This is a genomic window from Acidisphaera rubrifaciens HS-AP3 (genome assembly GCF_000964365.1).
Taxonomy (GTDB): Bacteria; Pseudomonadota; Alphaproteobacteria; order Acetobacterales; family Acetobacteraceae; genus Acidisphaera; species Acidisphaera rubrifaciens.
In genome coordinates this window covers 1-17908 of sequence record NZ_BANB01000256.1, presented here as the reverse complement: position 1 = coordinate 17908, position 17908 = coordinate 1, and the positions used below count along the sequence as shown (strand labels likewise).

Here is a 17908-nt window from a genome sequence, read left to right as displayed (position 1 = left end):
GCGCGGCACTCGACCGGCCGCTGCCGCACGCCGCCCCGCCCGTCAGCCTGCCGCCGCCGCCCGAGCCGCAATCCAATTTCGACCGCGCCGGCTTCGTCGATGCGGTGCTGCGCGGCAAGGAGTACATCGCGGCGGGCGACGTGTTTCAGGTGGTCCTCAGCCAGCGCTTCGCCCTGCCCTTCGCGCTGCCCTCGTTCGCACTCTATCGCGCGCTGCGCCGGATCAACCCGGCGCCGTTCCTGTTCCACCTCGATTTCGGCGGCTTCGCCGTGGTGGGCAGCAGCCCGGAGATCCTGGTCCGCCTGCGCGACGACACGGTGACGATCCGTCCCCTCGCCGGCACGCGGCGGCGCGGCGCCACGACGGCCGAGGATCAGGCGCTGGAGGCGGAGCTGCTGGGCGATCCCAAGGAGCGGGCCGAGCATCTGATGCTGCTCGACCTCGGCCGCAACGACGTGGGCCGGGTCGCCGAGATCGGCAGCGTGGAGGTGACCGAAAGCTTCGCCATCGAGCGGTTCAGCCACGTGATGCACATCAGCAGCAACGTGCAGGGACGGATACGCCCCGGCCTCGACGCACTCGACGCGCTGGTGGCGGGCTTTCCCGCCGGCACGCTGTCGGGCGCGCCGAAGATACGGGCGATGGAGATCATCGAGGAGCTGGAGCCGGAGCGCCGCGGCATCTATGCCGGCTGCATCGGCTACTTCGCCGCCAACGGCACGATGGACACCTGCATCGCGCTGCGCACGGCGGTGGTGAAGGACGGCCAGATGTACGTCCAGGCCGGTGCCGGCGTGGTCGCCGACTCCGACCCGGAAGCGGAATACGAGGAGACGCGCCAGAAGGCCCGCGCCCTGATGCGCGCCGCCGAGGAGGCGGTGCGGTTTGCGGCGGGGCGGCGGGGGAGCTAGACCGGCGCCCGGACAGGGGAGTACCATCGTGGATCTCTCGATCAGAAACGCGCCTGCCGAGATCGTACAGGGTCTCCAATCCCGCGCCGCCGCCAACCACCGCACGGTTGAGGCGGAGTTGCTGGCAATCGTAACTGAAGCGGTCAGCCCTCCCCTCCGGTCATCGCCTGCCGAGGTGCTACGCAAGGCACGGACACTCGGCCTGCCAGTCGTGAGCGAGAGCACCGGACTGATCCGCGCCGACCGTGACCGTCGCCAAGGTCGTTGACGCTTCCGCGATCGCGGCGCTCGTTTTCGCGGAAGCGGAAGCCGACGCGATCGCAGGGCGTCTGATGGATGCCGCCCTCGTAGCGCCTACGCTGTTGGCACATGAACTTGCCAATGTCTGTGTGACCAAGATGCGGCGTGACCCGGCTCGTCATTCGGAGTTGCTTGCCGCCCTGGCGTTAATGGGGGAACTCGCGATCGATGAGCGGCCCGTCGATGCCGTCCAGGTGGCCGCCTTGGCGCAGGCGACGCAACTTACAGCCTACGACGCAGCCTATTTGTGGCTGTCCCGCACTCTCGGCATAGAGTTGGTTACGCTCGATTCCCGCCTCGCCCGCGCTGCGGCGGCGGCCGCCCGCGGCTGAAAGCCTACCCCAGCAACGCCCGCATCTCCTCCAGCGCCGCCGGGTCCTCGATCGTCGCGGGGACGGGGGCGTCCTCGCCGTCGGCGATGCGGCGGATGCTGCCGCGCAGGATCTTGCCGGAGCGGGTCTTCGGCAGGCGCGCGACGACGCGGGCGTCCTTGAACGACGCGACCGGGCCGATGCGCTCGCGCACCAGGGCGACGAGTTCGGCGACCACCTCCTCCGCCGGGCGGTTGACGCCCGCCTTGAGCACCACGAGGCCGAGCGGCACCTGTCCCTTGAGCGCGTCGCGCACGCCGATCACCGCGCATTCGGCGACGTCGCGGTGCGCGGCGAGCACCTCCTCCATCGCCCCGGTCGAGAGGCGGTGGCCGGCCGTGTTGATGATGTCGTCGGTGCGCCCCATGATCCACACATCGCCGTCGTCGTCGACCATGCCGGCATCGCCGGTGCGGTACCAGCCGGGGAAGTCGGCGAGGTAGGCGGCGCGGAATCCGTCGTCGTTCTGCCACAGGGTCGGGGCGAAGCCGGGCGGCAGCGGCAGGCGGATCGCGAGGTTGCCGCTCTCGCCGCGCGGCAGCGGCTTGCCGTTGTCGTCCAGCGCCCGCACGTCATAGCCGGGCGAGGCGCGCCCGCCCGCGCCGGGCTTCGGGGGCGTCAGGCCGAAGCCGCGGAAGCCGGCGGTGACCGGCCAGCCGGTCTCCGTCTGCCACCAGTGATCGACGACCGGCACGCCGAGGGTCTCGGCCGCCCACACGGCGGTCGGCGGGTCGCAGCGCTCGCCGGCGACATAGAGCGCCTCCAGCGACGACAGGTCGTGGCGTTGCATATGCGCGCCCTCGGGGTCCTGCTGCTTGATCGCGCGGATGGCGGTCGGCGCGGTGAACAGCACGCGCGGGCGGTGCTGCGCGATCACCCGCCAGAACGCGCCGGCATCGGGCGTGCCGACCGGCTTGCCCTCGTACATGACCGAGGTGCAGCCGGCGAGCAGCGGGCCATAGACGATGTAGCTGTGCCCGACGACCCAGCCGACATCGGAGGCGCACCAGTACACGTCGCCCGCGCCGACGCCGTAGATCATGCCCATCGAATGATGCAGCGCGACGGCATAGCCGCCGCAGTCGCGCACCACGCCCTTCGGCTTTCCGGTCGTCCCGGAGGTATACAGAATATACAGCGGATCGGTCGCCGCGACCGGCACGCACGGGTGCGGCGCGGCGGCTGCCTCGGCCTCGACATAGTCCACGTCCCGCCCCTCGCGCAGCGGCGCCGGCAGGGTCGGGCGCTGGAACACCAGACAGAATTGCGGCTGGTGCGGCGAGAGCGCGAACGCCGCCTCCACCAGCGGCTGATAGGCGACGACACGTCCGGGCTCGAGCCCGCAGGAGGCGAAGATCATCGCCTTCGGCTTGGCATCGGCCAGACGCGCGGCGAGTTCCGGCGGGGCGAAACCGCCGAACACGACGGAATGGACGGCGCCGAGGCGGGCGCAGGCGAGCATCGCGATCACCGCCTCGGGCACCATCGGCATGTAGATGATGACGCGGTCGCCCACGCCGATGCCGCGGGCGGCGAGCGCGCCCGCCACGCGCGCCACGCGGTCGCGCAGCGCGGCATACGTGTAGTGCCGCACCTCGCCCACCATCGCGCTGTCCCAGATCAGCGCGACGCGGTCGCCGTGTCCGGCCTCCACGTGGCGGTCGAGACAATTGTACGTGACGTTCAGCCGGCCGCCGACGAACCAGCGGCCGCACGGGCCGGACGCGGGATCGAAGACGCGGTCCCACCGCTGGTCCCAGGCGAGCGCCGCCGCCGGCGCCTCCCAGTAGCCAGTCGGATCGGCCTGCCATTCCCGATACGCGGCATCGTATGAATCCGGCATGCGCGTCTTCCTCCCGGGCTGTCTTTTCGGACGCAAAGGTGCCCGCCCGGCGGGCGCCGCGCAATCGCGGCGGGCGCGAAAGGACGCCGCCTCGGCCAAACGCGGGAGGCGGGGGCCGGCCCCTTGAATAAAAACCGGCCGCGGGAAATAAGGGCGAGCGATCGGCTCGACACATAACCAATCTGCGCGCCGGACATACGTGCGCCATCGCGCCTCAATCACCGGCAGCGAAACGAGGGGAGAGTTCAGGGTGGACCATCAGGAAAGCGGACAAGGCGGATTTTCACGCCGATCGGTGCTGGCCGGCGGGGCGGGGCTGCTGGGCGGCCTGCTGCTTCCGTGGGTCCCCGGGGCGCGGGCGGAAGAGTATGCGCCGATCGGCACGTTCCCGGCCGGCAGCTCCGGCAGCTCCGTCTTCGTGGGCATCGGCGTGCCGCGCACCGGCACCTACGCGGCACCCGGCGAGGATGAGCTGCGCGGCATGATGCTGGCGATCGAGCACATCAACGGCGGCAACGAGCTGATCCGCAAGATTTCGCCGAACACCACCAAGGGCGTGCTCGGCAAGGAAGTGAAGTACGGCGTCGCCGACACGCAGGCCAAGCCGAACACCGCGGTGCAGGCGCAGTCGCGCTTCATCAGCGAGAACAAGGCCGTCCTGATCACCGGCAGCGTCTCCAGCGCCGTCGCCGTGGCACTCAACAAGCTCGCCGAGCGGGAGAAGGTGATCTACCTGCCGGGCATCTCCGGCTCGAACGACACGACCGGCAAGGACTGCGTCCGCTACTCGTTCCGCGAGTGCTTCTATGCGCAGACGGCCGCCGCCGCGCTGGCGCCGACGCTGATCAAGAGCCTCGGCAAGAACAAAAAGGTCGCGTATCTGGTGCCTGACTACACCTATGGGCACACCGTCCATCAGTCGATGATGGAATACCTGAAGAAGGGCGGCTGGACCACGGCGACCAGTCAGGTCGCGCCGCTCGGCACCGCCGACTACAGCTCGTACCTGCTCAACATCGCCAACAGCGGCGCCGACGTCTTCGTCAACATCAACTTCGGCAACGACGCCGTGCAGTCGGTCAAGCAGGCCAAGCAGTTCGGCATCCTGCAGAAGCAGACGCTGGTGATCGCCTATGCCTCGCCCTTCCTCGCCAAGGAAGTCGGGCCGGAGCTGACGGCGGGCGTGTACACGCCGACCGATTTCTGGTGGACGCTGGAGGACCGCTATCCACTGGCGAAGATGTTCGTCGCGGAGTTCGAGAAGAAATACGGCTACAAGCCGGAATGGAGCGCCAACGCCGGCTACATGCAGCTCGCGATGTGGGCCGAGGCGGTGGAGCGCGCCAAGACGTTTTATCCGCCGGCGGTCATCAAGGCGTACGAGGCCGGGCAGAAGGTCGATAGCACGGTCGGCGAGGTGTATTTCCGGGCGGCGGACCATCAACTGGTGCGGCCGGTCATCGTCATGCGCGGCAAGAAGCCGTCGGAGATGAAGACGTCCGACGATTACTGGGACGTGCTGGAGGTGCTGCCCGGCGCGCCGCTGATGCAGGCGCCGGACGCGTTCGGCTGCAAGCTCGGCAGCTATACCTGACCACAGCGACGCAACGTCGGGGGTGATGCCGGTATGCTGAACTGGCCCAATCTCGTCTCGCAGTTCTTCAACGGCCTTGCCCTCGGCGCGGTGCTCGCGCTGATCAGCAGCGGGCTGACCATCATCTACGGCACGCTCGGCGTGCTGAACCTCGCGCACGGCGCGATGTTCATGCTCGGCGGCTATGCCGGCTACGTGGTCTGGGCAGCGACGGGCTCGTTCCTGCTCGCGGTCCTCGGCGGCTCAATCTTCGTAGGCGTGGTCGGGCTGTTCATCGAGCTGGTCGTCATCCGCCGCTTCTACGGCCGGCCGCCCGAGGATCAGATCCTTGTCACCTTCGGCATCGGCATCGTCATCGTCGAACTGGTGCGCCTCGCCTTCGGCAGCCTGTCGGTGACGGTGCCGACGCCGCCCATCCTGTCCGGCGTGATGCATCTCGGCTTCCTGTTCTATCCGACCTACCGCATCGCGGTGCTGGTGATCGCGGTGCTGGCGCTGGGCGTGCTCTACATCATCCTCTACCGCACGCGGCTCGGGCTGATCGTGCGGGCGGGGATCGAGGATTCGGGGATGGTCAGCATCCTCGGCATCAACGTCTATCGCGTGTTCCTGCTGGTCTTCGGCATCGGCGCGATGGCGGCGGGGTTCGCCGGCATCATCCACGCGCCGGTGGTCGCCCCCACACCGGACGTGGGCGCGACGATCCTGGTGGAGACGTTCGTGGTGGTGGTGATCGGCGGCATCGGCTCGTTTCCCGGCGCCGTGCTCGGCGGACTGATCTCCGGCGAGATCCTGAGCCTGACCTCCGCGATCGACCCCGCCTATTCCGAGGTGATGCTGTTCGTGGTGATGACGCTCGTGCTGATGCTGCGGCCTGAAGGGCTGCTCGGCGTCCGGGGGCGCGCATGAGCCGCCTCGCCCGCCGCTTCTGGCCGGAGGCGGCGACGGCGATCGGCCTGATCATCGCGCCGTACGTGCTGCCGTCGCTCGGCTTCGCACCGGACACCGTCAGCCGCATCGTCATGTGGGGGCTGTTCGGGATCGGCTTCGACATCCTGTTCGGCTACACCGGGCTGCTGTCCTTCGGCCAGTCGGCGTTCTTCGGCACCGGCGGCTTCGTCGCGGCCTATCTGCTGACGAACAACATCATCTCCAGCGTGATGCTCGCGCTGGTGATCGGCACGGTCGGCGCGATGGTCGCGGGCGTGCTGGTGGGCGTCATCGCGCTGCGCCGCACCGGCATCTATTTCGCGATGATCACGGTCGCGATCGCCGAGGTGTTCTTCTTCCTGGAGAACTCGCCGCTGTCCGACTACACGGGCGGCGAGAACGGCTTGCCGGGCGTGCCGGCGCCGGTCTTCTCCATCGCCGGCCATACGTGGCAGGTCACGACCGGCTGGTCGATGTACGCCTTCATCGCGATCTGCTTCTTTGTCGGCATCGTGATCGCCCGCGCGATCATCCACTCGTCGGTCGGCGCGATCTTCGTCGCGATCCGCGAGAACCCGACGCGCGTGCAGGCGCTCGGTCATTCGGTCTGGCTGTATAAGCTGGCCGCCTTCGTGATCGCCAGCGCCTATGCGGGGTTCGCGGGCGGGCTGCTTGGCATCCTGCAGGGCTACATGCCGCCCGACGCCTTCACCTTCGACACGTCCGGGCAGCTGGTGATGCAGACGGTGATCGGCGGCGCGGGCACGCTGTTCGGGCCGCTGTTCGGTGCCGCCGTGTGGCTGTATCTGCGCGACTTCCTGCAGGGGCCGGTCGGGCTCGGCGCCGCCTGGCAGCTGGCGCTCGGGCTGATCTTCGTGCTGCTGGTGATCTTCCTCCGCCGCGGGCTGATCGGCGGCGTCGCGGATCTGCTGGCGCGCCGCCGCCCGCACGCGGAGCCGCCGGAAGAGTCCGCGGTGATCGACACGACCTCCAGTCTCGCGACCGTCGGGCCGACGGCGCGGCAGCGCCAGCCGGGCACGGCGGAGGGCGCGCCGATCCTGGAGACGCGCAACCTGACGAAGCGCTACGGCGGCCTGTTCGCCAACAAGGGCATCGCGTTCCAGGTGATGGAGGGCGAGCTGCGCGGCGTCATCGGCCCGAACGGCGCGGGCAAGAGCACGTTCTTCAAGATGCTCACCTGCGAGGTGCATCCGACCGAGGGACAGATCATGTTCAACGGCCGCGACATCACCGGCATGGACGTCAGCCGCGTCTGCCAGCTCGGCCTGACCAAGAGCTATCAGATCAACCAGCTCTTCAACCGCCTGACGGTGCGGCAGAACATCGAGATCGCCGTGCTGGCCACGCGGCGCGGGCGCTTCCGTCTCGACCTGCTGCGCCCGCTGCATCGCGTGCCGGGGCTGGCCACGCAGGTGCAGCAGACGCTGGAGCTGGTGCGCCTCACGTTGCGCGCCGACGTGCCGGTCGCAGACCTCGCCTATGGCGAGAAGCGGCGGCTGGAGATCGGGCTCGCGCTCGCCTCCTCGCCCACCCTGCTGCTGCTCGACGAGCCGCTGGCCGGCATGAGCCCGCGCGAGCGGGTGGAGACGGTGCAGATGCTGCGCAACGTCTCGCGCGGGCGCACCATGATCGTCATCGAGCACGACATGGACGCAATGTTCGAGCTGGCCGAGCGCATCACGGTGCTGCACGAGGGCCAGTTCCTGGCCGAGGGCACGCCGGCCGAGATCCAGCGCAACGCCTTCGTCCAGGAAGCCTATCTCGGTGGTGTGGCCGCGGCATGAGCCTTCTCGAAGCCGACCGCATCAACAGCTACTACGGCGACAGCCACATCCTGTTCGACGTGTCGCTGCACGTCGAACGCAACGAGGTGGTGGCGCTGCTGGGCCGCAACGGCGCCGGCAAGAGCACGACGCTCAAGACGCTGATGGGGGTGATCCGCCCCCGGTCCGGCACGATCACGCTGGACGGCGAACCGATCCAGGACCTGCCGCCGCACCTGATCGCCGCGCGCGGCATCCAGCTCGTGCCGGAGGACCGGCGCGTGTTCGGCAGCCTGAACGTCGAGGAAAACCTTATCCTCGCCGGGCTGAGCGCCAAGGGCCGCTGGCCGATCGAGCGCATCTGGGAGATGTTCCCCCGCCTGCAGGAGCGCCGCCGCTCGCGCGGGACCGATATGTCGGGCGGCGAGCAGCAGATGCTGGCGATCGCCCGCGCGCTGGTGCGCGACCCGAAGATCATCCTGCTGGACGAGCCGTTCGAGGGGCTGGCGCCGGTGATCGTCCGCGACCTGCTGGGCGTCTGCCGCCGGCTGGCCGATGCCGGGCAGACCATCATCATCGTCGAGCAGAACATCAGCGCCGTCGTCAGCCTCGCGCACCGCGCCTACATCATAAACAACGGCCATATCGTCGAGGAGCGCACGACCGAGCAGCTCCGGACGCAGCCGGAGGTCCTGCACCGCTATCTGGGCGTCTAGCCCCGACCGGGGCAGGTCATGCCTGCATCCCGCGCGCCCACGTCTTGACGCGGCCAAGCGGCATCGCGATCACTGGCATGGCCCGGCCGGCGCCTGTCGCCCGCCGGCACGCACACGGGACGGGCGATAACACACGATGGACGTGGCTGAGACGCAGACGGGGCCGGGCGGGACGCTGGGCTTCGGCATGGGCTTCGCCGACCTGGCGACGCGCGACGGGCTGGTCCGGCTGGACCGCGCCTATCTGGGGTTCCTGCGCGACACCGACCCCGACCTCCATCAGCGGCTCCTGGCCGCCCGCGCCGCCCCCGACACGCTCGATGCCAAGGCCGAAGGCGAGCTGTGCGTCGCGCAGGGGCCGGTGCTGGACACCTTCCTGGCGGAGCTGTTCGGCATCGCCGACCAGACCGCGGCCCTGGCGGCCCGCACGGCCGCGCTCGACCCGATCCACGCCTGCAAGCGCCTGTTCGTGCAGCGGCAGGCGGTCAAGAAATATCCCGACCCGTCCGGCTTCGACGGCCCCGCCCTGCGCACGGCGCTCGAGGCAGCGATCGGCGGCCCGCTGACTGAGCTGAGCTTCGCCGTGCATGTGGACCAGTGGCAGGCGAACAACCCGGACGCGATCGACCTCGCGCTGCGCTATGCCGCCTGGGCGACGCTGACGACGGCGGGGCGGGCGGCGCACGCGGGCGGCACGCTGTTCCGCGTCCCCGGCAAGCCCGACCCGCAGCATCTGGTGCCGGTCGAGACGATCGAGCGCGACGGCGTGACCATGCTGCGCCTGCCGGAGCATGACTGGCGGCCGCGCGACGGCTTCGCGCTGACCGATCCCGGCATGGGCGATCAGCAGGCCCTGGACCAGATGAACTACTGCATCTGGTGCCACAGCCAGGGCAAGGACAGCTGCTCCAAGGGGTTGCGCGACCGCAAGACCGGGGCGTTCCAGACCTCGCCCTTCGGCGTGACGCTCGCCGGGTGCCCGCTCGACGAGAAAATCAGCGAGATGCACACCCTGCGCGCCCAGGGGCATGTCCTCGGCGCCTTCGCGACCATCGCGGTCGATAACCCGATGATGGCGGCGACCGGCCACCGCATCTGCAACGACTGCATGAAGGCCTGCATCTATCAGAAGCAGGACCCTGTCGATATTCCGCAGGCCGAAACCTCGGTGCTGCGCGACGTGCTCGCGCTGCCCTGGGGATTCGAGATCTATGCGCTCATCACCCGCTGGAACCCGCTCGACATACGCCGCCCCCTGCCGCGTCCGGACACCGGGCGGACGGTGCTGGTCGTGGGTCTCGGCCCCGCCGGCTACACGCTGGCGCATCACCTGATGAACGACGGGCACAGCGTCGTCGCGATCGACGGGCTGAAGATCGAGCCGCTGGGCTTCGACCCCGCCGAGCCCGTGCGCGACGCGGCCGCGCTGTTCGAAAACCTGGACGACCGGGTTCTGGCGGGTTTCGGCGGCGTGGCCGAGTACGGCATCACCGTGCGCTGGAACAAGAATTACCTGAAGCTGGTGCGCCTGCTGTTGGAACGGCGCGCGGCCTTTGCCATGTTCGGCGGCGTGCGATTCGGCGGCGGCGGCACGCTGTCGATGGAGGATGCCTGGGCGATGGGCTTCGACCACATCGCACTGTGCATGGGCGCCGGACGGCCGACCGTCATCGACATCCCGAACGGCCTGGCGCGCGGCGTGCGGCAGGCGAGCGACTTCCTGATGGCGCTGCAGCTGACCGGTGCGGCCAAGATGAGTTCGATCGCCAACCTGCAACTTCGCCTGCCGGTCGTCGTGATCGGCGGCGGGCTGACGGCGATCGACACCGCGACCGAAAGCCTCGCCTATTACGTGCGGCAGGTGGAGAAATTCGCGCTGCGCTACCGCACGCTGGTTGCCGAGCGGGGCGAGGCGGCGGTGCGCGCCCGCTGGACGGAGGAGGAGGCGGAGATCGCCGCCGAGTTCCTCGGCCACGCCGCCGCGATCCGCGCCGAACGCGATGCCGCCGCCCTTGAGGGCCGGCGCCCGCATTTGGCCCGGCTGCTGGACGGCTGGGGCGGCGCCACCATCGCCTATCGCCGCCGGCTGACCGATGCCCCGTCCTACACGCTGAACCACGAGGAAGTGGCGAAGGCGATGGAGGAAGGCGTGCGCTTCGCCGAGGGGCTGTCGCCGGTCGCGATCGAGGTGGATCGCCACGGCCACGCCGCCGCCATCCGGCTCAAGCGCGGCGACGGGACCGAAGCCACCCTGCCCGCCCGCGCCGTGCTGATCGCCGCCGGCACGCAGCCCAACACCGTGCTGGCGCGCGAGGACGGGGCGATCGAGCTGGACGGCAAGTATTTCCGCGCCATCGACGAGGATGGCCACCCGGTCAGCCCCGAGCGCGCCCTGTCGAAGCCGGCGCAGGCGCAGGTGCTGATGCACCGCACGCCGGACGGGCGTTTCGTCAGCTTCTTCGGCGACCTGCACCCGAGCTTCTTCGGCAACGTCGTCAAGGCGATGGGCAGCGCCAAACGCGGCTATCCGGTCGTCTCGCGGGCGCTGGCAGCGCGCGTCGCGCCCCCGGTCGGCGGTGCCGCGCTGATCGAGGCGGCGCACGACGCCTTCGTCGCCCGCGTCCACGCCGTCCACCGCCTGACGCCGACGATCATCGAGGTCGTGGTGCGCGCGCCCGCCGCCGCCCGCGCCTTCCGCCCCGGCCAGTTCTACCGGCTGCAGAACTACGAACAGACGGCGCAGCGGCTGGAGGAGGAAGTGGGCGCCACCGTCCTGGCGATGGAGGGGCTGGCGATGACCGGCGCCTGGACCGATGCCGGCGCGGGGCTGGTCTCGGTGATCGCGCTGGAGATGGGGGGCAGTTCGGATTTGTGCGCCACGTTGCGCCCCGGGGAGCGCGTGGTCCTGATGGGCCCGACCGGCACGCCGACGGAGATCCATGCCAATACCACGGTAGCGCTGGTGGGCGGCGGCCTCGGCAACGCCGTGCTGTTCTCGATCGGCGCCGCGCTGCGCGCCGCCGGCACGCGGGTTCTGTATTTTGCCGGCTACAAGGCGCGACAGGACCGCTACAAGGTCGAGGAGATCGAGCGCGCAGCCGATGTCGTGGTCTGGTGCTGCGACGAGGCGCCGGGCTTCGCGCCCAGCCCCGACCGGCCGCAGGACCGCAGCTTCGTCGGCAACATCGTGCAGGCGATGGCGGCCTATGGCAGCGGCACGCTCGGCGATCAGGCGGTGCCGCTCGCGGACGCCGCGCATCTGATCGTCATCGGCTCCGACCGCATGATGCAGGCGGTCGGGCGCGCGCGGCACGGCGTCCTGGCGCCGATGCTGCCGGCCGGGCACACCGCGATCGGGTCGATCAACAGCCCGATGCAGTGCATGATGAAGGAGGTCTGCGCCCAGTGCCTCCAGCCGCAGGTCGATCCGGCGACCGGCGCGCGTACGGTCGTGTTCTCGTGCTTCAACCAGGATCAGCCGCTCGACCGGGTGGACTTCCCGGCGCTGCATGAGCGCCTTTATCAGAACAGCCTGGCGGAAAAGCTGACGGCGCAGTGGATCGACCGGGCGCTGCGCCGGCTCGATCAGCGCCGGGCTATCGCCGCCGAATAGAAAGGGACCGGCCCATGTTCATCGCCATGAACCGCTTTCGCGTCGCCCGTGGATCGGAGGCGGATTTCGAGGCCATGTGGCTCGGCCGCGACTCCTACCTGAAGCAGACGCCCGGCTTTCAGTCCTTCCATTTGCTGCGCGGCCCGGAACGCGAGGACCACACGCTGTATTCCTCGCACGTCATCTGGGACGATCACGCCAGCTTCGAGGCGTGGACGAAAAGCGAGTCCTTCCGCGCCGCCCACGCCAATGCCGGGCAGAGCCGGGCGAAGTATCTCGGCCACCCGGAGTTCGAGGGGTTCGAGGTGGTGCAGACCATCGAATAGGTCGCACCACGACGACGGGTGATCGCGCGGCCGCCGTCCGCTACGTCGGCCGGCGCATGTCGAAGCGGCTGTCCGGGCGGATCATCGCATAGGCGCTCGGGCCGCCGGCGCGCAGCACGATGTCGGCCGCGAAGGTGTCGAACACGCCGTCGCGCAGATAGGCCGGGTCCAGATGCACGGCGACCACCTCGCCCAGCACCAGCCAGCCTTGCGCCATCACGCCGGTGTGGCTGTGAAGCTGGATGATGTCGGTCACCTTGCACTCGAAGTTCACCGGGCTTTCCGCCACCAGCGGCGCCTCGATCAGCCGTCCTGCGCGCGGGGTCACGCCGCCGAGGGCGAACTCGTCCACGCCGTACGGCACATGCGCGCAGGTCGCGTTCATCGCCTCGGCGAGTGTGCGGGTCGTGAGGTTCCAGCCGAACTCGCCCGTCTCGCGCGCATTGCGCACGCTGTCCTTGGGGCTGGTGCTGGAGAAGCCGACGATCGGCGGCGTGTAGTTGAAGGCGTTGAAGAAGCTGTAGGGCGCGAGGTTGCGGCTGCCATCGGCGCCGCGGGTGGAAATCCAGCCGATCGGCCGCGGCCCGACGATCGCGTTGAACGGGTCGTGCGGCAGCCCGTGCCCCTTGGACGGCTCATAGAACAGGCGCTCGGGCAGCTGGGTCATGGCGGGCGTTCCTCGGCGTGCGGCGCCGGGCCGCGCGAGCCCGGACAGATGCGCCCACCATGCCCCAGACGGCGCGCGCAGGCCACGCCTGCGCGGCCCGCATCCGGCGCCGCGTGCGCCGGATGGGCCGCTGTCGGTCGGGCGGCGGCTATGGCATCGCCGCGCCCTGGGTGTTGACGTACAGCGCATAGACCGAGGTGCTGGCGCAAATATACAGGCGGTTGCGCAGCGGGCCGCCGAAGGTAAGATTGGCGCAGGTCTCCGGCAGGTGGATCTTGCCGATCATGTCGCCGTTCGGCGCATAGCAGCGCACGCCATCCTCCTTCGGGTCGCCCCAGCCCATGCTGCACCAGATATTGCCCTCGATATCGGCGCGCATGCCGTCGGTGAAGCCGGGCGCGAAGTTCTCCGCGAACACGCGGCCGTTGGTCAGCTTGCCGCTGTCGATATCGACGTCGAAGACGCGGATATGGGCCGGGCCGCCCTCCGTGATGCCGCTGTCGATGATGTAGAGCTTCTTTTCGTCGGGCGAGAAGCACAGGCCGTTGGGCTGCACGAAATCGTCGATCACCTTCGTGACCTGGCCGCTCTGTCCGTCCACCCGATAGACGTTGCGCGTCTTCTGCTCGATCGGATGCTTGAACCCCTCGTAATTGCCGAGGATGCCATAGGTCGGGTCACTGAACCAGATCGACCCGTTGGACGCCACGACGACGTCGTTGGGGCTGTTGAACGGCTTGCCGTCGAAGCTGTCGGCGAGGATCGTTATGGTTCCGTCATGCTCGAAACGGACGACACGACGTCCGGCATGCTCGCATGTCACCAACCGCCCCTGCGGATCGACCGTGCTGCCGTTGGAGTTATAGGACGGCGTGCGGAAGACGCTGAAATGATTGTCCTCCGCAAGCAGCCTGATCTGCCGGTTGTTCGGGATGTCGCTGCAGACGAAATAGCGGCCCGCGCGGAGATAGGCAGGCCCCTCCGCCCAGCGCAGCCCGGTGGCCACCCGCTCCACCGCGCCCGTGCCGGGGCTTCCCTTGAAGCGCTTGTCCAGCGCCTGGATGTGCTGGTCCGGATAGCGTGATCCCGGCAGCGGGCCGAGCGGCAGCACGGCACTGCCTGTCCCCATATTCGCAATGCCGGTCTCGCCGGCCAGCGGCTCCACCTCGCGGGCCTGCACCGTGCCCGCGAGCGCGGCGCCGGCGCCGGCCGCGGCGGCGGTCAGAAATCCTCGTCGTTGCATCACGTCCCTCCCCCGTGTCGTCCCGGATTTTCCAGGTACGGACAAAGTCTAGGCCAGGGACCGTGCGCGTTGCCAATACGGCGTGGCGGAGGACGGGGCGGCGGCTCAGGCGGGCACGTCGCCGGCCAGCGTGACGCGGTGCATCACGCGGCGATAGCCGTGATAGTCGTTGACCGGATTGTGCAGCGTGCAACGATTATCCCAGAGCGCGATCGTCCCCGGCCGCCAGGACACACGGCAGGTGAACTCCGGCCGCACCTGATGCTGATGGAGGAACGCGAGCAGCGGCGCGCTCTCCGCCTCGGTCCAGCCGGCGAAGCGGAGCGTGTGCGCGACGTTGACATAGAGCGCGCGCCGTCCCGTCTCGGGATGGGTGCGCACGACCGGATGCTCGGCCTGCAGCTCGGCCGGCGCATCCGACTGGCCGCTGCTGCGCATCCGGTCCTCGCGCGTGCGGCTGACATCGGCCTTGGCGGAGGAGCTGACGGCGCGCAGCCCGTCGAGCGTCGCGCGCAGGCCGGGCGACAGCGCCTCGTACGCCGCGTACTGGCTCGCGAACAGCGTGTCGCCGCCCGCCGGGGGCACCTCGCGCGCGATCAGCATCGTCGCCATCGGCGGGCGCGGCAGATAGGTCGTGTCGGCGTGCCAGATGCCGCCGAAATTGGTCGTCTCGTGTTCCAGCTTGGTCACCGCGATGATCTCGGGGAAGCCGTCGATGCCGCGGACGAACGGATATTCGACCGGCTCGCCGAGGGTGCGGGCAAAGGCCAGGAACGCCGCCGGGTCGAGGTGCTGGTCGCGCAGCACGATCACCTGATGGCGCAGCCACGCCGCCCGCAGGGCCGCGCGCGCGGCGGCATCGGGCAGCCCCCGCGCGAGGTCGAGGCCGTCGATCTCCGCGCCGATCGCGCCGGCGATCGGGCGGACGGTAAGCGCGTCCATGGCAGGCCCTCCGGCAGTCGCCGCCATCGATGCTAGCGGCAGGCGCGGCGTGCGTGCATCCGCCCGGCGCGCAATGCGGCCCCTACAGCAGGCCCACGCCCTGCACCGCGCCGAACACGCCGAAGGCCGTGGTGACCACGGCGATCACCACGACGGTCCACAAATAGAGGCCGCGTGGACGGATGCCCGGCGGCAGCGCCCGCACCGACAGGGCGATCAGGAAGCCGAGCACGAGCGGCAGCAGCATGGCGTTCATTACCTGAACGTCCACGTTCAGCTCCACGAGGTTGGGCCAGGTGCCGACCAGCACCGCCCCGCCGATCAGACAAAGCGCATAGACGCCGTAGAACCACCGCGCCTGCATCGGCCGGTATTCGAGCGAGCGCCGATAGCCGGTGATCTCGCCGAGGCCCCAGGCGAAACCGAGCGAGGCGACGATCGCCGCCACCATCCCGGCGCCCAGCACCCCGGCACCGAACACGATCCGCCCGAAGGTCGGGCCGAGGAAGGGCGTCAGCGCCGCGCTCATGTCGCCCACGGTCTGCAGGCTGCTGTCCGGCTTGCTCGCGCCGATGGTGGCGGCGCAGGCGATCAGCACGGCGGCCATCACCAGCTGCGTCAGCACGGCGCCCGCGGCGGTGTCCCACCGCGCGGCGGTGAAATGCTCCGGCCGCAGCCGCTTATCGGCGATCGCGGATTGCTGGTAAAAAATCATCCAAGGCATGATGACGGCGCCGATATTGGCCGCGACCAGGAACAGATAACTCTGGTTGGTGATCGGGATCGACACGCTGCCCGCCGCCAGCGTGTGCCAGTCCGGCCGGGCCGCGACGGCGACGCCGAAGAACGCCAGTTCCAGCAGGCCGACGAGGATCGCCACCCGTTCGACCCGGCGATACGACCCGGTCATGACGACGCCAAGCAGCAGGACCGCGGACAGCGGGAGCGTGTAGACGCGGGAGATGCCGAACAGTTCGCCCACGCCCGCGACGCCCGCGAACTCCGTCAGCAGGGCGCCGACCACGGCCAGCCCGAGCCCGATCGCCGAGACCCAGGCCCAGAACCGGCCGAATTGTTCGAGTATCAGCTCGCCATGGCCCCGGCCGGTGAAGATCGCGAGCCGCACCGTCAGTTCCTGTACCATGTACAGGATCGGCATCAGCAGCACCTGCAGCAGCAGAAGGCGATAGCCCCACTGCACGCCGCTCTGCCCGGCCGTGACGACGCTGCCGACATCGGTGTCGGCCAGCATGACCACCAGGCCCGGTCCGAACACGGCCATGAAATGCCGCAGCCGGCGCGACCGCCGACGGACGGGCGGCGTCTCTTCCGGCGCGGGCGCCGGCGTGCTGGGGCGGTCGGAGATCAGGCGCATGCCGCCACGATGTGCCGGCACTCGCCGGGGTTGAACACGTTGGCGCCCCGTCACGGCGGCGCCGGGGAGCGGTATCCGCGTCCCGGCCGCGCTGTCAACCAACGCCGCGCCGGCGGGCCGGGCGGCTGTCCCCGTTGCCTCCCGCGCCGGCTTGGCGGAAAAGCCGGCCATGGCCGACCTTGTCCTGCACAACAGCCTCACGCGCCGGCGCGCGCCCTTCGTGCCGATGGACCCCGGGCATGTCCGTCTCTATGTCTGCGGCCCCACCGTCTATGACCTCGCGCATCTCGGCAACGCGCGCCCGGCGGTGGTGTTCGACGTGCTCGTGCGGCTGCTGCGCGCGCTCTATCCGCGCGTCACCTATGTCCGCAACATCACCGATATCGACGACAAGATCATGGCCCGGTCGCTGGAGAGCGGGGAGCCGATCGAGTCGATCACGGCGCGGACGACCGAGGACTACCACGCCGACATGGCCGCAATCGGCGTGCTGCCGCCGGATATCGAGCCGCGCGCGACCGGCCACGTGCCGGACATGGTGGCGCTGATCGAGGCGCTGATCGCCGGCGGCCACGCCTATGCGGCCGACGGGCACGTGCTGTTCTCGGTCGCGACCTTTCCCGAATACGGCCGCCTGTCCGGCCTGTCGCCCGACGAGCTGCGCGCCGGGGCGCGGGTCGAGATCGCGCCGTATAAGCGCGACCCGGGCGACTTCGTGCTGTGGAAGCCCTCGGCGGCCGATCAGCCGGGCTGGGACAGCCCGTGGGGACGCGGCCGCCCGGGCTGGCATATCGAATGCTCCGCCATGTCGGCGCGCTATCTGGGCCCGGAGTTCGACATCCATGGCGGCGGCCGCGACTTGATCTTCCCGCACCACGAGAACGAGATCGCGCAGAGCTGCTGCGGATTTCCGGGCAGCCGCTTCGCGCATGTGTGGCTGCACAACGGCATGCTGCTGGTCGACGGCGCCAAGATGTCGAAGAGCCTGGGCAATTTCCGCACCGTGCGCGACGTCCTGGGCCTCGCGCCGGCCGAGGCGGTGCGGATGCTGCTGCTCCGCGCGCAGTACCGGGCCGAGCTGGACTTCACCCCGGCGGCGCTGGCCGAGGTACGACGCGAACTCGACCGTTTCTACCGGGCGCTGGAGCGGCACCCGGATGCGGGCCCGGGTCCGGTGCCGGAGGGCTTGCTGGCGGCGCTGTGCGACGACCTGAACACGCCGGCGGCCTTCGCCGCGCTGCATGGTCTCGCCGATGCGGCACTGGCGGGCGACGCGGCGGCGGCGGCGGGGAT

The 17908-nt window shown here is 69.7% G+C and carries 15 protein-coding genes; 10 read left to right on the top strand and 5 right to left on the bottom strand.

The annotated features are described in order from the left end of the window. The 3 genes from B8460_RS08745 to B8460_RS08740 all read left to right on the top strand — a co-directional run. On the top strand, positions 1–911 hold a 911-nt coding region (locus tag B8460_RS08745), incomplete at its 5' end, for an anthranilate synthase component I family protein (RefSeq protein ID WP_048861207.1). A 28-nt stretch (positions 912–939) separates the two neighbouring features. Next, on the top strand, positions 940–1179 hold the full coding sequence (locus B8460_RS23745; protein ID WP_158322774.1) for a FitA-like ribbon-helix-helix domain-containing protein: 240 nt from the start codon (positions 940–942) through the stop codon (positions 1177–1179). After that, positions 1157–1543 (top strand): type II toxin-antitoxin system VapC family toxin, encoded by a 387-nt coding sequence (locus B8460_RS08740; RefSeq protein ID WP_048861206.1) that lies wholly within the window; start codon positions 1157–1159, stop codon positions 1541–1543. Before B8460_RS23745 ends, B8460_RS08740 begins: the two co-directional genes overlap by 23 nt. Before the next feature lie 4 nt (positions 1544–1547). Here the strand turns inward: B8460_RS08740 and B8460_RS08735 are convergent, their stop codons facing one another. Then, on the bottom strand, positions 1548–3425 hold the full coding sequence (locus tag B8460_RS08735) for an AMP-binding protein (protein WP_048861205.1): 1878 nt from the start codon (positions 3423–3425) through the stop codon (positions 1548–1550). 250 nt (positions 3426–3675) lie between these two features. Between B8460_RS08735 and B8460_RS08730 the strand changes: the two genes are divergently transcribed. The 6 genes from B8460_RS08730 (at position 3676) to B8460_RS08705 (ending at position 12388) form a co-directional block, all read left to right on the top strand. Then, on the top strand, positions 3676–5019 hold the full coding sequence (locus B8460_RS08730; RefSeq protein WP_048861204.1) for a substrate-binding protein: 1344 nt from the start codon (positions 3676–3678) through the stop codon (positions 5017–5019). Positions 5020–5052: 33 nt separating this feature from the next. Next, on the top strand, positions 5053–5928 hold the full coding sequence (locus B8460_RS08725) for a branched-chain amino acid ABC transporter permease (RefSeq protein WP_048861203.1): 876 nt from the start codon (positions 5053–5055) through the stop codon (positions 5926–5928). After that, positions 5925–7754 (top strand): branched-chain amino acid ABC transporter ATP-binding protein/permease, encoded by a 1830-nt coding sequence (locus B8460_RS08720; RefSeq protein WP_048861202.1) that lies wholly within the window; start codon positions 5925–5927, stop codon positions 7752–7754. The genes B8460_RS08725 and B8460_RS08720 overlap by 4 nt, the downstream gene beginning before the upstream one ends. Then, the gene (locus tag B8460_RS08715; RefSeq protein ID WP_048861201.1) at positions 7751–8449 is read left to right on the top strand and encodes an ABC transporter ATP-binding protein; all 699 of its coding nucleotides are present in this window, start codon (positions 7751–7753) and stop codon (positions 8447–8449) included. The genes B8460_RS08720 and B8460_RS08715 overlap by 4 nt, the downstream gene beginning before the upstream one ends. Before the next feature lie 136 nt (positions 8450–8585). Beyond that, complete coding sequence (locus B8460_RS08710; RefSeq protein ID WP_048861200.1) at positions 8586–12062, top strand: FAD-dependent oxidoreductase; 3477 nt, start codon at positions 8586–8588, stop codon at positions 12060–12062. Positions 12063–12076: 14 nt separating this feature from the next. Continuing rightward, the gene (locus B8460_RS08705) at positions 12077–12388 is read left to right on the top strand and encodes an antibiotic biosynthesis monooxygenase family protein (protein WP_048861199.1); all 312 of its coding nucleotides are present in this window, start codon (positions 12077–12079) and stop codon (positions 12386–12388) included. Between the two features lie 40 nt (positions 12389–12428). On the opposite strand, the gene B8460_RS08700 is transcribed toward B8460_RS08705, so the two are convergent. From B8460_RS08700 to B8460_RS08685, 4 genes are all read right to left on the bottom strand, one after another. Beyond that, entirely contained in the window at positions 12429–13055 is a 627-nt protein-coding gene (locus B8460_RS08700; RefSeq protein ID WP_048861198.1) for a flavin reductase family protein, read from the bottom strand. A 148-nt stretch (positions 13056–13203) separates the two neighbouring features. After that, entirely contained in the window at positions 13204–14298 is a 1095-nt protein-coding gene (locus tag B8460_RS08695) for an SMP-30/gluconolactonase/LRE family protein (RefSeq protein ID WP_148360467.1), read from the bottom strand. A 105-nt stretch (positions 14299–14403) separates the two neighbouring features. Continuing rightward, entirely contained in the window at positions 14404–15240 is an 837-nt protein-coding gene (locus B8460_RS08690; RefSeq protein ID WP_241771150.1) for a TauD/TfdA dioxygenase family protein, read from the bottom strand. A gap of 82 nt (positions 15241–15322) precedes the next feature. Continuing rightward, positions 15323–16615 (bottom strand): NRAMP family divalent metal transporter, encoded by a 1293-nt coding sequence (locus B8460_RS08685; RefSeq protein WP_084623375.1) that lies wholly within the window; start codon positions 16613–16615, stop codon positions 15323–15325. 169 nt (positions 16616–16784) lie between these two features. Here B8460_RS08685 and cysS point away from each other — a divergent pair. Next, the coding region (cysS, locus tag B8460_RS08680) for a cysteine--tRNA ligase (protein ID WP_048861196.1) at positions 16785–17908 on the top strand (1124 nt) is incomplete at its 3' end.

Coding starts and splice junctions, on each gene's coding strand:
- B8460_RS08700 (WP_048861198.1), bottom strand. CDS start 13,055: ATGACCCAGCTGCCCGAGCGCCTGTTCTATGAGCCGTCCAAGGGGCAC.
- B8460_RS08715 (WP_048861201.1), top strand. CDS start 7,751: ATGAGCCTTCTCGAAGCCGACCGCATCAACAGCTACTACGGCGACAGC.
- B8460_RS08690 (WP_241771150.1), bottom strand. CDS start 15,240: ATGGACGCGCTTACCGTCCGCCCGATCGCCGGCGCGATCGGCGCGGAG.
- B8460_RS08705 (WP_048861199.1), top strand. CDS start 12,077: ATGTTCATCGCCATGAACCGCTTTCGCGTCGCCCGTGGATCGGAGGCG.
- B8460_RS08720 (WP_048861202.1), top strand. CDS start 5,925: ATGAGCCGCCTCGCCCGCCGCTTCTGGCCGGAGGCGGCGACGGCGATC.
- B8460_RS08710 (WP_048861200.1), top strand. CDS start 8,586: ATGGACGTGGCTGAGACGCAGACGGGGCCGGGCGGGACGCTGGGCTTC.
- B8460_RS08695 (WP_148360467.1), bottom strand. CDS start 14,298: ATGCAACGACGAGGATTTCTGACCGCCGCCGCGGCCGGCGCCGGCGCC.
- B8460_RS08725 (WP_048861203.1), top strand. CDS start 5,053: ATGCTGAACTGGCCCAATCTCGTCTCGCAGTTCTTCAACGGCCTTGCC.
- B8460_RS08735 (WP_048861205.1), bottom strand. CDS start 3,425: ATGCCGGATTCATACGATGCCGCGTATCGGGAATGGCAGGCCGATCCG.
- B8460_RS08685 (WP_084623375.1), bottom strand. CDS start 16,615: ATGCGCCTGATCTCCGACCGCCCCAGCACGCCGGCGCCCGCGCCGGAA.